Here is a 17,966-nt window from a genome sequence, read left to right on the forward strand (position 1 = left end):
GGGGAAATCAAATGAACGTATTATCTGCATTTCAAAACGACTTATTTTTAAGTGAGGAAGAAAAACAAACGGGATTTTGGGTGCAAGACAACCTACATATCGCACATGCACTAAGTCCTTTATACGCTTCCTTTCAGCTTCCGGCAATGACTTACGGGACAAAGCAGGGTTTTGAAACGTTAAAACTGCCTATCTATCAATTTGTAGTGAAATTAGCTGATGGAAAAATGTATCAGCAAAATATCCCGTTTCCCGGTGACGTAAATGATCGCTTAAAGGAGCACCAGGAAGCAGTGAAGCCGCTGTTACCTCGACTTAAACCTAGATTATACGAGTACGTTGATGAGGTGTTTTTACCTTTTTATACGGAAGTCAAAAGAAATGCAGAACGTCCTTTATCTTTAAAAGAAGCAGAAAAAAAAGTAAAAGAGCTGCATGCTTTTTATAAAAAAGCTTGGCAGCTTCACTTTGAAATCGTCATGCCGAGAAGTGATTTAGGAATGGTTTTAGAAGAGCTATACGGAAACTTGACCGGAGACGCGAATACCGCTTACGTATATGATCTGCTGGAAGGCGTGATGAACAAGTCACTTGAAACGGATCAAGCACTGTGGGAACTAACTGACACGGTAAAGCGTTCTGGCGCTTTAAAACAAGCTTTTACGGAACAAAAGTCAGAAGACATAGAAGCAAATCTATTAGGCATAGCTGAAGGCAGAGAATTTTTAAAGAGTCTGCAAAGCTTTTTGAATGAGTATGGCTATCGTTCTGCAAATTCGCACGAGTTTATTGATGAGACGTGGGTAGAGGATCCTTTACATGCGCTATCGATTATTGCTGGCTATGTGCGTAAAGATTACGATTTCAAGAAAAATTATGAAGACGTCGTAAAAAAGAGAGAAGAAAGCTATCGTGATGTACTCGCAAAAATGCCGGAGTGCGAAGAAAAAGAGCAGTTTAAGCTGTTTTATGGATGGGCTTTGGAGGCATGGGGGTTGGATGAAGATCATCATTTTTATATCGATGCGATGCTGCCTGCTACAGCAAGACTGTTTTTGCTGAATGTAGGAACTCTTTTAGCTGACCACCAAGTGATTCATCAGCCTCAAGATATTTTTCATTTTTATTACGATGAATTGCTGGAAGTATTAAAAAAACCCGTCGCATCTCATGAACTTATTGACAATAGAAAGCAGGAGTTTGAAGAAAATCGTCATAAAAAAACGCCGCCTGCTTATGGAACGCCTCCTGAAACAGGAGAAGATCCTTTGTTGGAGCGGGTATTCGGAAAAATGGGGCCTCCAGAAGTAGATGAAACTCAAAAAATCTTTAAAGGAAGTGCCGCTTCAAGAGGTGTTTATACGGGAGTAGTGAAAATTATTTCAGAGCCAAGTCAATTTTCTAAGCTTGAACAAGGAGATATTCTTGTGTGTGAAACAACAGCACCCGCTTGGACCACGTTATTTTCGCTTGCTGGCGCAATTGTAACCAATGCAGGAGGAATTTTGTCTCATGCAGGAACAGTGGCTCGTGAATATAAACTTCCAGCGGTTCTTGGCACAAAAGTAGCCGTGGATCTACTAAAAGACGGAGATGTTATTACCGTAGACGGAACTAACGGAGTGGTGACGATTGAACAGCAGTAAGCCGTCTTTGATTATCTTTTCTATTTTAACGGGAACTTTTTTAATTCCCGTTAATTCTACTATGATTGCGGTAGGATTACCGTCTATTGCCAAAGCGCTTCATCTTTCCATCGTACATGTATCAGTAGTGGTAACGATCTATTTAATTGTGATGGCAGTTGCTCAGCCCATTGCGGGGAAACTTGGGGATTTATATGGAAATAAAACGATGTTTGTAGCTGGAATGAGTATTTTTCTAGTGGGATCTGCCGCCTGTGTGTTTTCATATAACTTACTTTCGCTCACGGTCTTTCGAACGCTGCAAGCATTGGGGGGTGCATTAGCTACGCCTAACGCAACAGCCATTATGAGACACAGTTTGCCAAAAGAAAAGCTTGGAAGAACGCTTGGGTTATTTGGATTATCAATGGGGCTAGGGGCAGCTGTCGGGCCTGTATTAGGTGCGTTTTTAATTAAGTATCTTGGGTGGACGTCGATTTTTTGGTTTAACGTTCCTTTTGCTGTTCTATCGTTAATTTGTTCATTTATATACGTGCCGTCTACCGTAAAACAAAAAGCAAAAATGCTGGATATAGGGGGCGCTTTTTTACTTGGAGTAAGCATGACGAGCTTTACGCTAATGCTGACGCACCGTGATTTGTTTAATGCTTGGACTATTTTTATATGCATAGCGTCTATCGTTCTTTTCATTATGCAAGAACGCAAAGTCAAAGAGCCGCTGATTGATTTTAAGCTTTTTAAGGTTCGTCCTTTTTTTTCTTCAAATCTTTCCATTCTATGCAGTAATTTTATGATGTATAGTACCATTTTGTTTGTTCCGCTTTTGCTAGAGAAGCAGTATGATATTCGTTTAATTGGTTTGCTTCTTTTCTTTTTTTCATTAGCCATGTCTATTTCTTCTTGGGTGGGAGGACTGTTAGCAGAAAAGGTAGGGAAAGAACATCCGATACGATTATCGTTTCTTATTTCACTGCTTGCGGCGATGCTTTATTTCCACTTAGCGAATGCATCCATTTCTTATACCATTGTATCTTTATTAGTAGGAGGAGTGGGAGCGGGAATCGGTGTTTCATCTATGCAGGCTATGAATATTCAATCTGTCAAAAAAGAGCAATCAGGCACTGCATCAGGCATTTATTCCACTTTTCGGTATATTGGAGGAATGTTAGCGTCAGCTGCGGTGAGCTTGTTAGTAGGTACTACTGGTCTATTGGTGGTTCTATGTATAGCTGGAATAGCAGGATTCCTTGTGTCGTTAGTTGGAAAGGAAAAAGAAAAGCAAGTTACCTTGTCCAAAGACGTTTTTTAATAAAAAAAGAATAGCCACCGGAGAAGCAGACACTCATTTTATTGCACGTGCTGAAAATGAGTGTCTGCTGGTCCAAAGGCTATTCTATTTTTAAGTGATCGCTCTTTTTTCAATTTTACACACCCACCGGTAATACTGCACCACCATCAAAAACAACAGTGGATTTAGAAGAAGCGAATACCACCACGTCCACCATCCGTAGTGAAAATAACCCCAAGGAGCAGGGAGAAGGGCCACTACTTCATAAAGTAAAACAGCAACCGACCAAAGTAAAATATAGGCGGCCTTTTTTGTGAGCTTTCCGGCAAAAGGATAGTAGGTAAGAAAAAGCATGTTTACAGGCGGAATGAGAACAGTATAGGCGAAAATACCTTGCCAGTCTGTCTCTGGTGTAAAATACCAGTAGCCGTGAAATTTGAAATTAATGAAGACGTCAAAGATATGCTGAGCAGCAATGGTGAACATCCAAATGTGTACAATTTGATTTGCTGTGAAGCGCTTGTTTGTTTTAAAAGCAAGAATATTAAATATTAAAATAGAAAGAATTAATCCAATCATATTGGTTCTCCTTTTGGCTTCTTGACTATATTGTATAATTTTAGGAGGTTAAATCCAATAGAGAAATGGACATACTACGAATTTTCTGCGGTATTTTTCACAGGGACGGACTGTATTTTTTTCTATTTCTTAAAAATGCGATCACAAGTAAAAAAGCAGGAATGACAATTTGAAACGGAAGATGTAAGGTGAACGGAATGATTTTTAATCCTTCATATATATGTTCGAAATAGTTTTGAGCAAGAGACAATGAATAAAATAAAATGACCAAGCCGATTGGAAATACAAGCGGTGACGGGTTTTAAATTTTAAACACGTGAGAAAGGCCCAGCACAGTGGCGTAGAAAAACAGACCAATTTTAAAGAAGCCGCCAGTGATTAAAGCCAGCATAAAAAGTGGCGTATGGGGCTAGACGAGGGTGAGAAGCATTGCTCCGAGATCACGCAGCACTAGCTGCCACAGCTATCATGTTAGCGATTTGGAAATGGAGTGAAATTGCTTATTTATTTTATATCGCGGTGTTTTCATATGGATTAGCGATTTACGGATACTTAGCACGTAAGCAAAAATGGAAAAGCTGGCTTCAGCATCATATTCGCGGTATGCTGGGATCTTATATCGGAGCGGTTACCGTGCTGCTTGTGAATATTGGAGACAGTATTCCGCTGTTAAATATGCTTCCTTCTCTTTTTTATTGGTTTTTGCCTACGATTATTGGCAGTCCGCTTATTTACATAGTCGGAAGACGCTATAGAAAAAATGCTTCTGTTTCTAAAAAAATATCATACTAACCAAAAAAGCCTTTTACCGCAAAAAGGCTTTTTTCTATGGCGAACATTTGTGCTATGATAGAGAAGCAAGGAGGATGCAGCATGAAAGAAAATCATCAGTTTACCATACATACGAACAAAGAAAAGCTTGATATAGATGTCATCTACTCGTACCTTCATCATGAATCGTACTGGGCAAAAGGAATTCCGCTTCACCTTGTTCAAACGTCTATTGAATACTCCGTTTGTTTTGGCGTGTATGATGAGTGTGATAAACAAGTAGGGTTTGGACGGATTATTTCCGATTTTGCGACGTTTGCTTATTTGGCGGATGTGTTTATTCTTCCACACGCGCGAGGCAACGGCCTTGGAAAAGCATTGGTACAGGAAATGATTCGCTATCAGCTGATTCAACACGTACGAAAAATTTTATTGGCAACAAAAGATGCTCACGGCTTGTACAGTCAGTACGGATTTAAAGAAGTTAAAAATAAGCAGCTGTTTATGCAAATTTTTAAAAAAGGCATGTACGAGCGGGCGCTTTATTCGGAAGAAAATAAAATACTACCTGGAAAAGAGGGATAGGTATGGCTGAAGAGTTACGTAAAAGCGTATTTAATGAAGAGTTGATTATGCACTTGAGCGACGCCTTTTCACGTGAAATGAGCTCCTTTGATAAAAAAACATTTCATGAGCTGGTTTTTCAACAGGACTGGGAAGACTTAGCGCTGAAAGAGCGCATGAGAAGAATTACACTTTCCATGCATGAAGTGCTGCCGGCGGATTATGAAAATGCGCTCTCTATTCTATACGAAGTGGCTCCAACGGTAGGAGGACTACAAGGCACGATTTTTCCAGATTATGTTGAACTCTACGGATTGAACGCTTGGGAAGCTTCAATCAAAGCACTTGCTTTTTTTACGCCGTTTTCCACATCAGAATTTGCGGTGCGTCCGTTTTTAATTCAAGATACAAATCGAATGCTTGAACAAATGATTGAGTGGGCGGGAGATGAAAATCATCATATTCGCAGATTAGCAAGCGAAGGGAGTCGTCCTAGACTTCCATGGGGACAATCAGTACCTGCGTTAAAGCAGGAGCCGAAGCAAACGCTGCCGATTTTAGAACAGTTAAAATTCGATGAATCGCTATATGTTCGTAAAAGTGTAGCCAATCATTTAAATGATATTTCTTACATAGAGAAAGATTGGATGCTCGATGTGATGAAAAGCTGGTACGGAAAAGACGCTAAAACCGACTGGATCGTCAAACATGCGTGCCGTTCACTGTTGAAAAAAGGAGATCCTGAAGCCCTTTCTCTTTTTGGCTATGGAGATGATCCAGGCGTAATTGTCACTGGTCTTAGCTTACATCCACATACCATTACAATCGGTGATAGTATTGACTTTTCATTTGAACTATCGGTCGAAAAAATCATGCCCCTTCGCATAGAGTACGGAATTCATTACGTAAAAGCAAAAGGAAACCGCACTCAAAAAGTGTTTATGTTAAAAAACGTTCAAGCAAAAGCAGGCCAAACGCTGACAGTCACAAAAAAGCATGCATTTAAAGATTTAAGTACACGAAAACATTACAGCGGTACGCATACGCTTTCTGTTATTGTAAACGGAGTGGTAAAAGCAGAAGCGGATTTTGTGATCGAGTAACTCTTTCCTGATGGAGAGAGTTTTTTTTATGTTTTTATAGAGCTGATGAGGAAACGTAAGTCAATAGGTTACTGTCCCTTTACTTATTTACAAAATCGACTGATAAACATCCATTTAAATTCCTTTTATGGTATATTAATCCTTAAGGGGTGATGAAGTGAAGAAATTTATGGTGGGCACATTGAGTGCTTTTTTTGCAATGTCATTGGTAGCGTGCTCAAACTTTGCTAGCAAAGAAGAGAGCGGATATAGGATTCAAAAAGTGAAAGTCAAGATAACGGATGCTGCTGATTTAATTGGAAAAGTGGGAATACAAGACAGCAAAGGAAAAATGGTCGACGTAAAACCAAAAGCGCTTTATTACGAGTTTAAAATGAAGCAGCAAGGTCAGCGTAAATTCTATCAAAATGATAAAGACGAAATAGAAGCTGAAATTATACCGAATGAAGATTTAAAGAAAGCATCTATCAATACAGTAGGCGTTAATGTATTTGATGAGGGGCATGGTCAGTTCGGTACAGGTATGGGAATTGAAGACTTTAACTATATGAAAAAAGGCAAAGTCGATGTGCACTACGATCTGGGCGCGACTGTTAAAAACAAAGAAATGCCTCTGGCTCCGTCCGATCAGAAATTAAAAAAACTCCAACAGGCTGCGAGGCATGGAAAGCTCGTCATTACAAGAAATAACAAAGAAATTGGTCGATATGATTTAGAGACGTTAGAATCTGTAAAGAAATGACCAACAGCTGCATGGAGTATGCGCAGTTAAATTACGGACAGTGCGGGCTCAATGAAGGCCTAAAGTTTATAGCAGTTCATACATAAAAAAGAGGCTAGGATAAACGTATGTTAGCTGAAATAAAAAATGAACCATTGATTAACATGTTTGATGAGTGGTTTGTTTTTTTTATGGTGAATATAGTTTCGTGTGTTTCGTTCCTTCTAGTAGTTGATTGGAGCGCAAGCGACTAGGAGGCTCAGCGGCCACCCGCGGAAAGAGAAGCCTTGCACGGAAATCAACAGCGGTCGAACAAGAAGTCAGAATTGTTAATCCTGATTATTTGTCTTCAGGTTGAATTGATTTTGTTATGTCTCAATTCTTTTTTATATAATGCATTCATTTGATACATAAAAAATAGTCAAAAAGGTTCAGCTCCCTTATCTTGAAGTTATTTCCTTAAACGGTATAATTATTTATGTAACATTTTAAATATTTTTAAAATTTAAAATGTCTAATCAAGAGGATGGGGAGGAGTAAATGAATGAAAAAAACTGTAAAACGAACGGCCGTGCCGGCTCTTTTGTCGATTGGATTATTGCTGTCGCCGCTTGCGGTACAAGCTGACATGCCTTATTACGGAAAAGACTATAGTCAGCCGGAAAAAATTAAGGCGCTTTATCCGGAAATAAAGGTGAATGAAGCAACGCCGGCATTTACAAAAGGACAAGACGCATTTACGACGCAAGAAGAGATGATGAGCTATGTCCAAAATCTTGCTCATAAAAGTCCGTATGTAAAGCTGAAGATTATCGGAAAGTCACAGCAAGGGCGTGACATTCCGGCTCTGTATTTTTCAAAGGAAAAGAAATTTGCGGATGGAAAAACATCCAAAAAGCCAACGATTTGGCTTCAAAGTCAAATTCATGGTAATGAACCGGCAAGCGGTGAATCTGTACTAGCTGTTGCAACGCGTTTGACAGAAGACTTTGGAAAAGATGTGCTAAATAAAGTGAACATTGTCATTGTACCGCGCATTAATCCAGACGGATCTTATGCATTCAAGCGTCAGCTAGCGAATAATTTAGATGGAAACCGCGACTACATAAAGCTTGAAAGCCCGGAAGTGCAGAGCGTACGAGCTGAATTTAACCGTTTTTCACCGGAAGTCGTCATTGATGCTCATGAATATACGCCTTACAGCAGCGGATTTAAAAATATCGGTAAAGAAGGCGTGTGGAAGTATCACGATATTTTACTGCAGTCCGGTCGAAACTTAAATATTCCGCAGCGCATTCGCGACGTGTCTGATGAGCTGTTTGTGAACAGTACGCTTACAGCCATTGAAAAGCAAGGATATTCAGGAGAAGTATACTATACGTCTCAAGTGAATAAACAAGGGCAGCTTGAAGTGGAAGAAGGCTCAGTTGAACCGCGAATTGGCCGAAACTCACTAGGCTTGTATCCTTCGTTTTCGTTTTTAGTTGAAAGCAGAGGGATCGGTATTGGACGAGAAGATTTTCCGCGGCGAGTGAGTGCACAAATTGCTACGCAAGAAAAGCTGATTACCCAAACAGCTGATCACGCCAAACAAATTAAGGCGCTGATTGCAAAAGAAAAAGCGGAACTTGTTAAAAAAGGAAAAAATGCAAATGATCATGACCCAATCGTTGTAAACAGTGAAAATAAAAAAATACCAAACTCCACGTTAGAAATGGTCGATGTGGAAAGTGCGTCTGTTAAAGAAGTTCCCGTGATGTACTACAGTGCAAAAGAAGCAACGCCGGCGCTTGTCCGCGAACGTCCGACTGCTTATCTTTTAAAACCAGGACACGAAGATGTAGCAGCCAAACTGCAGGGACAAGGCGTAAATGGCTTCAAATTAACGAAAGAAACGGTTCTTTCAGTAGAAGCGTATAACGTCAGCAGCCGCATTGAAAATGAAGCCTACGAAAACAAACCAAATGTAGACGTGCAAACAATCGTCAAGCCCAAAACAGTAACGTTTCCAAAAGGAAGCTACGTCTTTTTAACCTCTCAGCCGCAAAACAATTTATTGTCTCTATCGCTTGAACCGGAATCGGTGGACAGTTTCACGACGTTTGGGTATTTGCCTTCAGAAGTAGGACAAGAGCTTGATGTTTACCGGTTTACGCGTTCCATTGAAAAATCGCCTTTGCAAAAAGAATTCCGTAAATAATGAAAAAGCGTGGAGCCTGGCTTCACGCTTTTTATATTGAGATTTTTAAGAAGAAACCCACTCTCCGCCGTTTACATGCAGCGTTTGCCCCGTGACAAACCGTGAGTCGTCGCTTGCGAGATACACGTAGGTTGGAGCAAGTTCAAACGGCTGCCCTTGGCGCTCCATCGGATTGTCCACTTGCGTTACTTGATCAGCTGAAAAGCTTGCTGGAATGAGCGGCGTCCAAATGCGCCCCGGCGCTACGGCGTTTACGCGAATGCCGTCTTTAATCAGGCTATTGGAAAGTGCACGAGTGAAACCGACAATGGCTCCTTTAGTTGCCGTATAGTCAATTAACTGTTCATAGCCTTTATACGTCACAATTGAAGCAGTATTAATAATCGAGCTGCCGGCTTTTAAATGAGGCAGAGCGGCACGCGTCGTGTAAAAGTGCGAGTAGATATTCACTTTAAATGTATGATCAAACTGCTCATCGGTGATGTCTAAAAGACTCATCTGCTGAAACTGAACGCCTACGTTATTGCACAAAATATCAAGCTGACCGAACGTTTCTACCGTTTTTTCGACGATGTCTTTACAGTGCTGTTTGTCCCGCACGTCGCCGGGAAGCAGCACACATTTTTGACTCAGTTCTTCAATCCTTGCTTTCGTTCGATTTGCATCTTCATGTTCATCTAAATAAGCAATCGCAACGTTTGCTCCTTCTTTAGCGAAGGCAATGGCAGCGGCTGCTCCGATTCCGCTGTCACCGCCTGTAATGAGAGCAATTTTTCCTTTTAGCTTGCCGCTTCCTTTGTAATGCGGATTTTCGATAATGGGACGCGGAACCATCAAACTTTCTAACCCGGGCTGGCGAAGCTGCCGCTGTTCAGGAACCGTAATCGGAACGTCTTCATAGCGCGTAATTTTTCCGTAATTCGGCTGCATCGGATACCCTTGCTTGTCCTGATAAAATTCATTGTTTGGACACATAAAACAACCTCCTAAAAAGCATCACTCTTTCACTCTATGACATAGATCAATCTCTCATGCATACGTATAAAGAGTGTAGAATGCGAGAAAGAAGGTGAGTTCATGAGATATTACTACAGTGAAGAAGTGAAGCTATTGCTAATGGACGGGTCAAATCAGACGGTGGAAGTAATCTATAACTCGGACCCTCAGCCTCTTATGATGCCGCTTTTAGGACCTCGTCCGCCTTTTTATGTAAACCCTCGCTATGAGAAGTATCTGCCTGTTTTATAGCATAAAGAGCCCTTCTGCACGAAGGGCTTTTACCTTGACATTCTCTTTTATTTTCCGCGTGATTGCTCACGTGATTCCTGGCGGTTTTTTCTTCTTCTAGATAGGAAATAAATAAAAAAGCCGATTAATACAAGAAACGTGATAAGCAAAATACTAGTAGGAAAGTAAAGAGAGCCTATCTGAATTCCCAAATAATTTAACATCGTTATAACTTCCTTTCTTGATAGACAATGGTTTATTTTACTAAATACCCTTATAAGCTGATAAAAAACGTTTCCGCTGTTTTAGTAGGGAATTGATTGACTCTGTGCGCCAATAACCACGATATGTCCTTGTTTCATTTCTTCTTTATACCGGTTTGCTTCTTGATTGGATAAGCCCAGCGAAGCCATCTTTGAAAGAAGCTCATCTTCTCTTGAAAGAAGTTTATTTACCGCCGTTTCAAAAATACCTTGCTCTGCCATTCTGTATTTTTTTGTATGTGTTGCGTCCGTTAAATTATGAGCCCATTCTTTATCGTAGGCCAGCAGGTAAATATCTTTGCTTGTAAATCCTTTTTTTAAAAAAGAATGGATGATGCAGGTTGCCTCCTCTTGGTTTTCTGCTATTTCAATGTGTTTCATATACCAACCAAACCTCCTAATAAAAGATATTTCTGAAATACATCTTCTACTCATTCTGTAGCCTTTGTTTCCAACTTTAAACTTGTTTTCTATGAATTTTCTAAGATAGTAAAAGAGAATAGAAATATCATAAATTTTTTAAAAAAGATGTTTGAACTTCAAAACAGAAGGCTAAACGTAGACTATACTAAAAAGTTCCATCAAAAATAGGAGGAGATTAAAATGAATTTACAAGATCAACAAACACAAGGTCAGCCTCAGCAAACGCAAGACCGCCAGCCGGGTATCGAAAGCGAGATGAATCCTCTCCCTATTTATGAGGATGACAATTACATTGGTACAGGAAAATTAAAAGGAAAAGTAGCGCTAGTTACCGGAGGAGACAGCGGAATTGGACGAGCTGTATCCATTGCTTATGCGAAAGAAGGAGCGGACGTAGCCATCGTTTACTTAAACGAACATAGCGACGCCGAGGAAACAAAAGCCCGCATTGAAGAAGAAGGTGTAAGGTGCCTGCTGATTGCAGGAGACGTAGGAGACGAATCATTCTGTAACGAAGCGGTAGAAAAAACAGTAAGTGAGCTTGGAAAGCTTGATATTCTTGTGAACAATGCAGGAGAGCAGCATCCAAAAGAAAGCATTAAAGAAATTACAAGTGAACAGCTTGAACGAACGTTCAAAACGAACTTTTATTCATACTTTTATTTTACGAAAAAAGCGCTTGATTATTTAGGAAAAGGCAGTGCAATCATTAATACAACGTCAATTAATCCTTACCGCGGAAATCCTCAGCTGATCGATTATACGGCGACAAAAGGTGCAATCAACGGCTTTACGCGCAGTATGGCGCAAGCGCTTGTCAAAGATGGCATTCGCGTGAACGCCGTAGCACCGGGACCAATCTGGACACCGCTTATCCCGTCTACTTTCTCAGGTGATAAAGTAGGAGAATTCGGTACAGATACGCCGATGGGCAGACCTGGGCATCCTGTGGAGCACGTAGGCTGCTATGTGCTGCTAGCTTCAAATGATTCATCTTATATGACGGGTCAAACGCTTCATGTCAACGGCGGAGATTTCATGAACACATAATTGCTTCACCTATATAAAGGAGGAGAAAAAGATGGGAGAACGCGAGAAAAGATCTATTTCAAATACACCAAAAAAAAGAGATGAAACGGAACAGCGTGTAACAGATCAAGACGAAACGTTATTTGAACGTTTTAAAGAAGAAGAAACGGTCGATCCTATGCCGTTGGAAGACATAAGACTTGAACAAAAAGAAGAGAAAAATAAAACGAAAACGAAAGATGAATCAGGTTCTGAAAACATTCATCATAGAAAATAAAAAACAGCCTTCTCGGGCTGTTTTTTTTGTTTGTATCCCTATATTAATGAGTGCTAGAAGCAATTACAATTTTTGAATCATCTTCTAATGCTTGAGCAAGATTCGATTTAATTCGTATATGGTCAAAAGTTAAACCAAGCTGCATCGCAGTAGTGGCTAATTCAGGACGAATGCCCGATAAAATCGATTTAACGCCGATTAAATCAAGCGCATTTATTAGCTGAAACAGCTCGTGCGCGACCATTGTATCGATCATCACAACTCCTGACAAATCAATATACAAATGAGAGATTTGCTTCTCAGCACACTGTTTTAACGTGCTTTCTAGGATCATTTTGGCTCTTGCCGTATCAATATCGCCAACTAATGGTAAAAGAGCCACGTCTTTTTTAATCACAATAACAGGTGAACTTAATTCATGAATCATTTCCTGCTGAGAGCGGAGGCGGTTTGAGGCATATTCCTGCGCTTCTGTGATGAATTTCAAAATAATAATATCAAATACCCGTACTACTTTTTCATTCCACATATCGATATGCTGCTGAGTGATGTCATCATGAAGTTCTGCAAATCGGCGAATATACTCGCAGTATTGTTTGCGGACGTTCATAAATTCTTTAATAATACTTTGAATGGGGGTTCTGAGATGCTGTTGATCTTTGGCAACTTTATTTAGCCACGTATTAAAAGATTCAAAAAAACTTTTTTCATCTTCTATAAAGACGTTGCTAATATATAAATGGAATTCATAGTTTTGCGCTTTTAAGCGTTGAATGACGTGAGGATCATTAGAGGTATATACGCCTTCAGAAGATTTTTTGTCCAAAGATTCATACCATTCCTCCGTCATATTTGGTGCATTCTCTAGCAGATAAGAACGTAAAGCGATATCTTTCTTCACTGTTATTCTCCTCTCAAACTGATAAAGCATCGCGCAGGCGCGCAACATATTTATTATAGCATCATTTTTGTAAAGATGGATATGAAATGTATGTTTATTTTGCGCGTGAGGTTTTAAGTGATTGTATATAGGGAAAAATTCTAATAAAAGGGGAAAGAGGGAAAGTATGAATACCGTGACGAGCGATCAGTGGAAATGGTATCAGTTTGATTTAGAAGAAGCAGACGGAATAGCTGATATAATCAAAGACTATCAGTATCCAAGAGATGAATGGTTTTGTCAGCAGCTTCAAAAGAAAAATTCTAATCATATTCAAGTAGATGTAATAGGAGAAAGTGAGCTCATTTATGGTTCACTGATTTATCATAAGGAGTCGTTTGACCAAAAAAATTATGATTCGTTTCATTTTTATATTACTGAGGAGTTTATTATAACGGCAGGAATCGATTTAAAAATCCTCGAGAACACCAATCATGAACGAATGATTGAACGCATGAAGCAGTCTGCTAACACGGCGGAAAGTTTTTTTATTCTTTTAGGCGAAATTATGAAAAAACACTTAAATGGGTTTGATCAGTTTGAAAGTCATTTCAGAGAGCTTCTGTGGGAAGTTCGCCATAATAATAATATCGACGTGTTAGATGACATTCATAAAGCCCGGTATGACCTGCTTATATGGACGAATTTAATTAGTTCTGTTCGAGAAGTCACAATGGGAATAGAAGAAGCATTTCATAAAAAAATTAACCAAACGGTCGAATATCAGCGGATGTGTAAAAAAATCGAAATCGGCTTAACGCTGATTGAACAATATCAAAAAGAATTTGACGCGTTAATTAAATTAGAAGAAGTTGTGTCTACTCATCGAGGAAATGAGATTATGAAAGCTTTAACGCTGCTGACAGCAATCAGTACGCCTTTAACGGCTTTTGGAGCTCTTTGGGGAATGAACTTTAAAGGGATGCCGGAGCTTGATTGGAAGTTTGGCTATGTCTACGCACTCATTTTAATTGTTCTTTCAACCGTGGCCATTTATCTCTATTTACGAATGAAAGGGTGGACGGGCGATCTGTTAAAAGGAAGAAAAAAGAATTCATTTTTTAAATAAGCTTCAAGAAAAAGCAGCCGCTTAATAAGCGGCTGCTTTGTTGTCTGTTATCCTCGCCTCCACGTCGTGGGCTCACCTGAACGAAGGCATCTTGGAAATAAATCGTTTTCTTTTAGCTTTACTTGATTGCCGTTTTCGTCGGTATAGCGACCGGTTTGCGGAACCAATTCTCCGGTTGAAAAGGCGTCATCTACAGGCTTCCACGTCGTTGATTCACGTGTATGTGGGCAAGGTGTAAAAAGATCATCTTTTTGAAAGAGTTTAATTTCACCTTCCGCACAAACGTAAGCGCCCGATTCTGGTACAGCTTCACTGGTTCGATAAATGTTCTGTACGGTCTTCACACGCATCCAACCTTTCTTTTTGGTTAGTTGTATTTTAGTGTTCGGGTCGTGGCGTCCATGTACGTGCGGTCTTCTATAATATCCGAGTCGTCTAGCTTTCTAAAAGGAGCGCAGTAGCATACAACACCCGTCTCGATTTCAATTTCTTGAAATCCGTATGCACGGCAAAGGTATTCACCAACATCGCTTGGAGCTGGATGCGTATCCAACTCATCTAACGCTTCGTTAAACATCTTTAAAAATTCTTTTTTCGAAAATTTCCTCTCATGATGCAGTGTTACTGGGTCTCCAGAATCTTTTCCTTGTGCTAACGCGTAAAAATACATCATCTTCACTCCTTACATATATATAGTCGTGCTTTTTATGAAATATAGAAACAATGATTGTTAGTAAGTAAATTCCCTTAAATAAACAAAATAAACGCATTTGGAAGAAAACGGTTTCTTTATGATTGTTATCTTAGAGAGAATTCAGTGCTATCAGCGTTTGATAGCAAGCTGCTACAGGGTGATAATCGGCTTTAGGAGCCGGGCTTTTTTTCGAGCTGTAGCGTTCGTTTTGCTGATTTAACAGCTGATACCAGCCTCCATATGTGTGATCAATAAAGTGTTTCTGACAGTAGGAGAACAGGGCGTCGTATGCTTTCCAATATCCGCTGTCTCCGGTTTTTACCCCGAGCAGTGAAGCCGCAGAAATGGCTTCGGCCATCACCCAGTAGTTTTTATCGGGGTCAATGACTTCTTCTTGAGGAGACAGCGCAAAGTAAAGACCTCCGTACTTAGCATCCCAGCCTCGGTTCCAGCCTTTATCAAACAAATACTTTGCGCGTTCTGTCATCCAGTTTTCCGAACGGTGCCGATCAAGCCATAAAAGCAGCTTGCTCCATTCAAACTGATGTCCTGGTATAAAGCCGTACGGACGAAATTCATCTTTTGTATCGTTTTTATTGTACTCCCAATCCGGCTGCCAGTCTGTATCATAATGCTCCCAAATCATGCCGCCAGATCGTTCAGCAAGCTGCTGAGTAACGCCTTTTGCAAGCGTGTACGCTCGGTCTAAGTATTTTTTATCTCTTGTTGCTTCAAAGGCAGAAAGCATCGCTTCACACATATGCATATTTGCATTTTGGCCGCGATATAAAGAAGAAGCTGACCACGATGCATCCCATTCGTCTCGATAAAAGCCGTGCGCATCTTCCCAAAAATACTTTTCCACCACGTCATATACCTGTTCAATTGTTTCTTTTGCTTCTTGAATGCCGGCTTGATATGCGATGGAAGAAGCTAAAAGAGCAAAAGCGTGGCCATATGCTTGTTTAGAATCATCTTTTACTTCTCCGTTATCGGCTATTTCAAAAAAATACCCGCCGTGCTCTCTATCATAATGGTTGTTTTGTAGAAAACGGATGCCGTGATGAGCTGCTTCTTTGCACCAATCCGGTCCGCCTAAAAGAGCCCCTACACTGAAGATATAAATAAAGCGCGCCGTACTTACCAAGTGCTTTGAATGCGTGTTGTTGAGGGTGCCGTCGTCGTAATATTCATGGATATACCCGCCGTTTTTTTGGTCAATACAAGCGGGGTAGTAGAAATGAAGCGTATCAAAAATATGCTGTTTTAATGTGTGAGGTTCTCGAAACGCAGTTGAGGAGAAATCCGTTGCCGTGTTCATTTTATCACCATCTCAATCTTTGTTTTTAAATGTTTTTTACCCTAAGCAGTTGGGAGTAAACGTAAGGATTTTTTTGCTGTTTCTGCTCTATTATTCTATTTTTGTTGAAAATGTATCAGTTTGGAAACAAGTTTGAAATATTTTGATATACTTTTGACACGATTATCCGGTATTCTAAAGATACGTGCTAGCTGGAACGAAGTAAGGGTAAGCCTCTAGACGTCGAATAATTTTACTTAATGCTGTTTAGTTAAGGTTGAGCTTAAACATCGGATCCTGTTTTCACTTAACCTATTAAACTAGCAGCATGGATTTCTATTATATTTTGCAAATGAGGTATAAAACATGACAGAAGTGAACAGACAAACATTTTACAAAAAATTAGTGGTAACAGGCCTTGCTTTTACACTTGTAGGGGCAGGAACTCTAGGTCTTCATTCTTTAAATTTTACGGGTGAGCCAACTGTCGCAAGCGCAGCGGCGGAAACATATACAGCAACGGCGAATTTAAATATTCGAAGCGGTCCATCGACGTCTAACGCGATTATTGCAACGGTCAAACAAGGCACGCAGCTAACGGTAATTGGACAAGCAGCAAGTGGCTGGCTGAAAGTAAGCTATCAAGGCAAAACAGGCTACGTAAGCAGTGAGTATGTTAAAAAGTCAGCGAGTTCAACGACCAAAACTTACGTAACAACGGCAAATTTAAATATTCGAAGCGGTCCATCGACGTCAAGCGCGATTGTTGTAACGGTCAAACAAGGCGCGCAGCTAACGTCGACAGAACAAGCAGCGAACGGCTGGCTAAAAGTAAGCTATCAAGGCAAAATAGGCTATGTGAGCACGCAGTACGTAAAGGAATCAACGGGTTCTTCCGAACCAGCTCCAGCGGCTTCTGTCTATGTGGCGACGGCAAATTTAAATGTTCGAACAACTGCTTCAACTGCTGGTGCTGTCATGGCAACACTTAAAGCCGGCACACAGCTCGACGTGACGGATAAAGCAGCAAACGGCTGGCTGAAAATTACGTATCAAGGTAAGGTTGGCTATGTAAGCGGTCAATACGTACGAGCATTGGCTGGCATGAAAGTGGTTTCGAACCCTGAAAGTATACAAGTTGTTGTGAATAAACAAAACAAGCTTCCGGAAAACTACGTTCCGAAAGATTTAGTATATACAACGATTCCATTTACATTCAAAGAACAAACGGAAAAGAAAAAAATGCGCAGTGAAGCAGCCGCTGCTATTGCACAGTTATTTGCAGGTGCGAAAAAACAAGGCGTTACGCTTCTTGGCGTATCAGCTTACCGTTCACATGCAACGCAAAGCGCGCTTTTTAGTTCGTATGTTCAACGGGACGGTTATGATAAAGCGGCAACTTATAGCGCATTGCCAGGCACGAGTGAACATGAAACGGGTCTGGGAATTGATGTAACAAAAGGCGACGGCACATGTGCTGCTCAAGACTGCTTTGGCGGAACAAAAGAAGCAACTTGGCTCGATGCCCACGCAGCAGAATACGGATTTATTATTCGTTATCCAAAAGGGAAAGACGCGGTAACGGGCTATAAATATGAGCCGTGGCATTTGCGATATGTAGGCAAACCAGTGGCGCAGGCGATTAAGAGTAAAGGAATTACGCTTGAAGAATATTACGGCATTAAGTAATGAAAAAAGGGATAAGACTTTACGAAATAACTTTAATTTGAGAAGAAACGTCCGTAAAGTGTAGTACTAAGATCAATTATGTATAAAAGAGGCTACCTCATTTTGGTGGAGTGACCCCTGTCAAATAGACAGTCTTAAGAAAACTACCTATGCAGCCTGAGTTCTATACTGATAAGGACTCAG

The 17,966-nt window shown here is 40.4% G+C and carries 19 protein-coding genes; 12 read left to right on the forward strand and 7 right to left on the reverse strand.

Annotated elements, in window-relative coordinates:
* Positions 1-11: 11 nt before the first annotated feature.
* Together SB717_RS25985 and SB717_RS25990 are read left to right on the forward strand one after the other, a co-directional pair.
* The gene (locus SB717_RS25985) at positions 12-1,646 is read left to right on the forward strand and encodes a PEP-utilizing enzyme (protein ID WP_410905378.1); all 1,635 of its coding nucleotides are present in this window, start codon (positions 12-14) and stop codon (positions 1,644-1,646) included.
* The gene (locus SB717_RS25990) at positions 1,633-2,955 is read left to right on the forward strand and encodes an MFS transporter (protein WP_234483787.1); all 1,323 of its coding nucleotides are present in this window, start codon (positions 1,633-1,635) and stop codon (positions 2,953-2,955) included. The genes SB717_RS25985 and SB717_RS25990 overlap by 14 nt, the downstream gene beginning before the upstream one ends.
* A 90-nt stretch (positions 2,956-3,045) precedes the next feature.
* On the opposite strand, the gene SB717_RS25995 is transcribed toward SB717_RS25990, so the two are convergent.
* Positions 3,046-3,513: a hypothetical protein gene (locus tag SB717_RS25995; RefSeq protein WP_182005314.1), complete on the reverse strand. Its 468-nt coding sequence runs from the start codon at positions 3,511-3,513 to the stop codon at positions 3,046-3,048.
* A gap of 429 nt (positions 3,514-3,942) precedes the next feature.
* Between SB717_RS25995 and SB717_RS26000 the strand changes: the two genes are divergently transcribed.
* From SB717_RS26000 to SB717_RS26020, 5 genes are all read left to right on the forward strand, one after another.
* Positions 3,943-4,305: a DUF2306 domain-containing protein gene (locus tag SB717_RS26000; protein ID WP_410905380.1), complete on the forward strand. Its 363-nt coding sequence runs from the start codon at positions 3,943-3,945 to the stop codon at positions 4,303-4,305.
* 81 nt (positions 4,306-4,386) lie between these two features.
* Positions 4,387-4,869 (forward strand): GNAT family N-acetyltransferase, encoded by a 483-nt coding sequence (locus SB717_RS26005; protein WP_410905382.1) that lies wholly within the window; start codon positions 4,387-4,389, stop codon positions 4,867-4,869.
* A 2-nt stretch (positions 4,870-4,871) separates the two neighbouring features.
* A complete protein-coding gene (locus SB717_RS26010; RefSeq protein ID WP_410905384.1) occupies positions 4,872-5,951 on the forward strand; it encodes a DNA alkylation repair protein in 1,080 nt (359 codons plus the stop codon).
* A 157-nt stretch (positions 5,952-6,108) separates the two neighbouring features.
* On the forward strand, positions 6,109-6,693 hold the full coding sequence (locus SB717_RS26015) for a hypothetical protein (RefSeq protein ID WP_410905386.1): 585 nt from the start codon (positions 6,109-6,111) through the stop codon (positions 6,691-6,693).
* Positions 6,694-7,216: 523 nt separating this feature from the next.
* Entirely contained in the window at positions 7,217-8,872 is a 1,656-nt protein-coding gene (locus tag SB717_RS26020) for a M14 family metallopeptidase (RefSeq protein WP_410905388.1), read from the forward strand.
* A gap of 45 nt (positions 8,873-8,917) precedes the next feature.
* On the opposite strand, the gene SB717_RS26025 is transcribed toward SB717_RS26020, so the two are convergent.
* Positions 8,918-9,847, reverse strand: coding sequence for an SDR family oxidoreductase (locus tag SB717_RS26025; RefSeq protein WP_013058198.1), 930 nt, complete (start codon positions 9,845-9,847; stop codon positions 8,918-8,920).
* A gap of 102 nt (positions 9,848-9,949) precedes the next feature.
* On the opposite strand from SB717_RS26025, the gene SB717_RS26030 reads away from it, so the two are divergent.
* Complete coding sequence (locus tag SB717_RS26030) at positions 9,950-10,120, forward strand: hypothetical protein (protein WP_410905390.1); 171 nt, start codon at positions 9,950-9,952, stop codon at positions 10,118-10,120.
* A 284-nt stretch (positions 10,121-10,404) separates the two neighbouring features.
* Here the strand turns inward: SB717_RS26030 and SB717_RS26035 are convergent, their stop codons facing one another.
* Complete coding sequence (locus tag SB717_RS26035) at positions 10,405-10,743, reverse strand: YflT domain-containing protein (protein WP_064471932.1); 339 nt, start codon at positions 10,741-10,743, stop codon at positions 10,405-10,407.
* A 222-nt stretch (positions 10,744-10,965) separates the two neighbouring features.
* Between SB717_RS26035 and SB717_RS26040 the strand changes: the two genes are divergently transcribed.
* Together SB717_RS26040 and SB717_RS26045 are read left to right on the forward strand one after the other, a co-directional pair.
* Positions 10,966-11,835 carry an SDR family oxidoreductase gene (locus SB717_RS26040; protein WP_013058194.1) on the forward strand — a complete coding sequence of 290 codons (870 nt, stop codon included), beginning with the start codon at positions 10,966-10,968 and terminating at the stop codon, positions 11,833-11,835.
* 31 nt (positions 11,836-11,866) lie between these two features.
* On the forward strand, positions 11,867-12,091 hold the full coding sequence (locus SB717_RS26045) for a hypothetical protein (protein ID WP_114896177.1): 225 nt from the start codon (positions 11,867-11,869) through the stop codon (positions 12,089-12,091).
* A 43-nt stretch (positions 12,092-12,134) separates the two neighbouring features.
* Here the strand turns inward: SB717_RS26045 and SB717_RS26050 are convergent, their stop codons facing one another.
* Positions 12,135-12,992 carry an STAS domain-containing protein gene (locus SB717_RS26050; RefSeq protein WP_410905393.1) on the reverse strand — a complete coding sequence of 286 codons (858 nt, stop codon included), beginning with the start codon at positions 12,990-12,992 and terminating at the stop codon, positions 12,135-12,137.
* Between the two features lie 166 nt (positions 12,993-13,158).
* Here SB717_RS26050 and SB717_RS26055 point away from each other — a divergent pair, with 166 nt between their 5' ends.
* The gene (locus SB717_RS26055) at positions 13,159-14,100 is read left to right on the forward strand and encodes a magnesium transporter CorA family protein (RefSeq protein ID WP_057234659.1); all 942 of its coding nucleotides are present in this window, start codon (positions 13,159-13,161) and stop codon (positions 14,098-14,100) included.
* 47 nt (positions 14,101-14,147) lie between these two features.
* Here SB717_RS26055 and SB717_RS26060 read toward each other — a convergent pair whose 3' ends face one another.
* From SB717_RS26060 to SB717_RS26070, 3 genes are all read right to left on the reverse strand, one after another.
* On the reverse strand, positions 14,148-14,450 hold the full coding sequence (locus tag SB717_RS26060; protein ID WP_155660409.1) for a hypothetical protein: 303 nt from the start codon (positions 14,448-14,450) through the stop codon (positions 14,148-14,150).
* A gap of 17 nt (positions 14,451-14,467) precedes the next feature.
* Positions 14,468-14,773 (reverse strand): hypothetical protein, encoded by a 306-nt coding sequence (locus SB717_RS26065; RefSeq protein ID WP_410905395.1) that lies wholly within the window; start codon positions 14,771-14,773, stop codon positions 14,468-14,470.
* A 130-nt stretch (positions 14,774-14,903) separates the two neighbouring features.
* Positions 14,904-16,115 (reverse strand): AGE family epimerase/isomerase, encoded by a 1,212-nt coding sequence (locus tag SB717_RS26070; protein ID WP_410905397.1) that lies wholly within the window; start codon positions 16,113-16,115, stop codon positions 14,904-14,906.
* A gap of 345 nt (positions 16,116-16,460) precedes the next feature.
* Between SB717_RS26070 and SB717_RS26075 the strand changes: the two genes are divergently transcribed.
* A complete protein-coding gene (locus SB717_RS26075) occupies positions 16,461-17,783 on the forward strand; it encodes an SH3 domain-containing protein (protein WP_410905399.1) in 1,323 nt (440 codons plus the stop codon).
* Positions 17,784-17,966: the final 183 nt, after the last annotated feature.

The sequence above is a fragment of the Priestia sp. SIMBA_032 genome (assembly GCF_046535215.1).
GTDB classification, from domain to species: domain Bacteria; phylum Bacillota; class Bacilli; order Bacillales; family Bacillaceae_H; genus Priestia; species Priestia aryabhattai.

What these genes read in the sequence shown, in the direction of transcription:
- SB717_RS26010 (WP_410905384.1), top strand. Translation starts at nt 4,872, where the DNA reads ATGGCTGAAGAGTTACGTAAAAGCGTATTTAATGAAGAGTTGATTATG.
- SB717_RS26060 (WP_155660409.1), bottom strand. Translation starts at nt 14,450, where the DNA reads ATGCGTGTGAAGACCGTACAGAACATTTATCGAACCAGTGAAGCTGTA.
- SB717_RS26055 (WP_057234659.1), top strand. Translation starts at nt 13,159, where the DNA reads ATGAATACCGTGACGAGCGATCAGTGGAAATGGTATCAGTTTGATTTA.
- SB717_RS26040 (WP_013058194.1), top strand. Translation starts at nt 10,966, where the DNA reads ATGAATTTACAAGATCAACAAACACAAGGTCAGCCTCAGCAAACGCAA.
- SB717_RS25985 (WP_410905378.1), top strand. Translation starts at nt 12, where the DNA reads ATGAACGTATTATCTGCATTTCAAAACGACTTATTTTTAAGTGAGGAA.
- SB717_RS26020 (WP_410905388.1), top strand. Translation starts at nt 7,217, where the DNA reads ATGAAAAAAACTGTAAAACGAACGGCCGTGCCGGCTCTTTTGTCGATT.
- SB717_RS25995 (WP_182005314.1), bottom strand. Translation starts at nt 3,513, where the DNA reads ATGATTGGATTAATTCTTTCTATTTTAATATTTAATATTCTTGCTTTT.
- SB717_RS26045 (WP_114896177.1), top strand. Translation starts at nt 11,867, where the DNA reads ATGGGAGAACGCGAGAAAAGATCTATTTCAAATACACCAAAAAAAAGA.
- SB717_RS26065 (WP_410905395.1), bottom strand. Translation starts at nt 14,773, where the DNA reads ATGATGTATTTTTACGCGTTAGCACAAGGAAAAGATTCTGGAGACCCA.
- SB717_RS26070 (WP_410905397.1), bottom strand. Translation starts at nt 16,115, where the DNA reads ATGAACACGGCAACGGATTTCTCCTCAACTGCGTTTCGAGAACCTCAC.
- SB717_RS26025 (WP_013058198.1), bottom strand. Translation starts at nt 9,847, where the DNA reads ATGTGTCCAAACAATGAATTTTATCAGGACAAGCAAGGGTATCCGATG.
- SB717_RS26005 (WP_410905382.1), top strand. Translation starts at nt 4,387, where the DNA reads ATGAAAGAAAATCATCAGTTTACCATACATACGAACAAAGAAAAGCTT.
- SB717_RS26075 (WP_410905399.1), top strand. Translation starts at nt 16,461, where the DNA reads ATGACAGAAGTGAACAGACAAACATTTTACAAAAAATTAGTGGTAACA.
- SB717_RS26030 (WP_410905390.1), top strand. Translation starts at nt 9,950, where the DNA reads ATGAGATATTACTACAGTGAAGAAGTGAAGCTATTGCTAATGGACGGG.
- SB717_RS26035 (WP_064471932.1), bottom strand. Translation starts at nt 10,743, where the DNA reads ATGAAACACATTGAAATAGCAGAAAACCAAGAGGAGGCAACCTGCATC.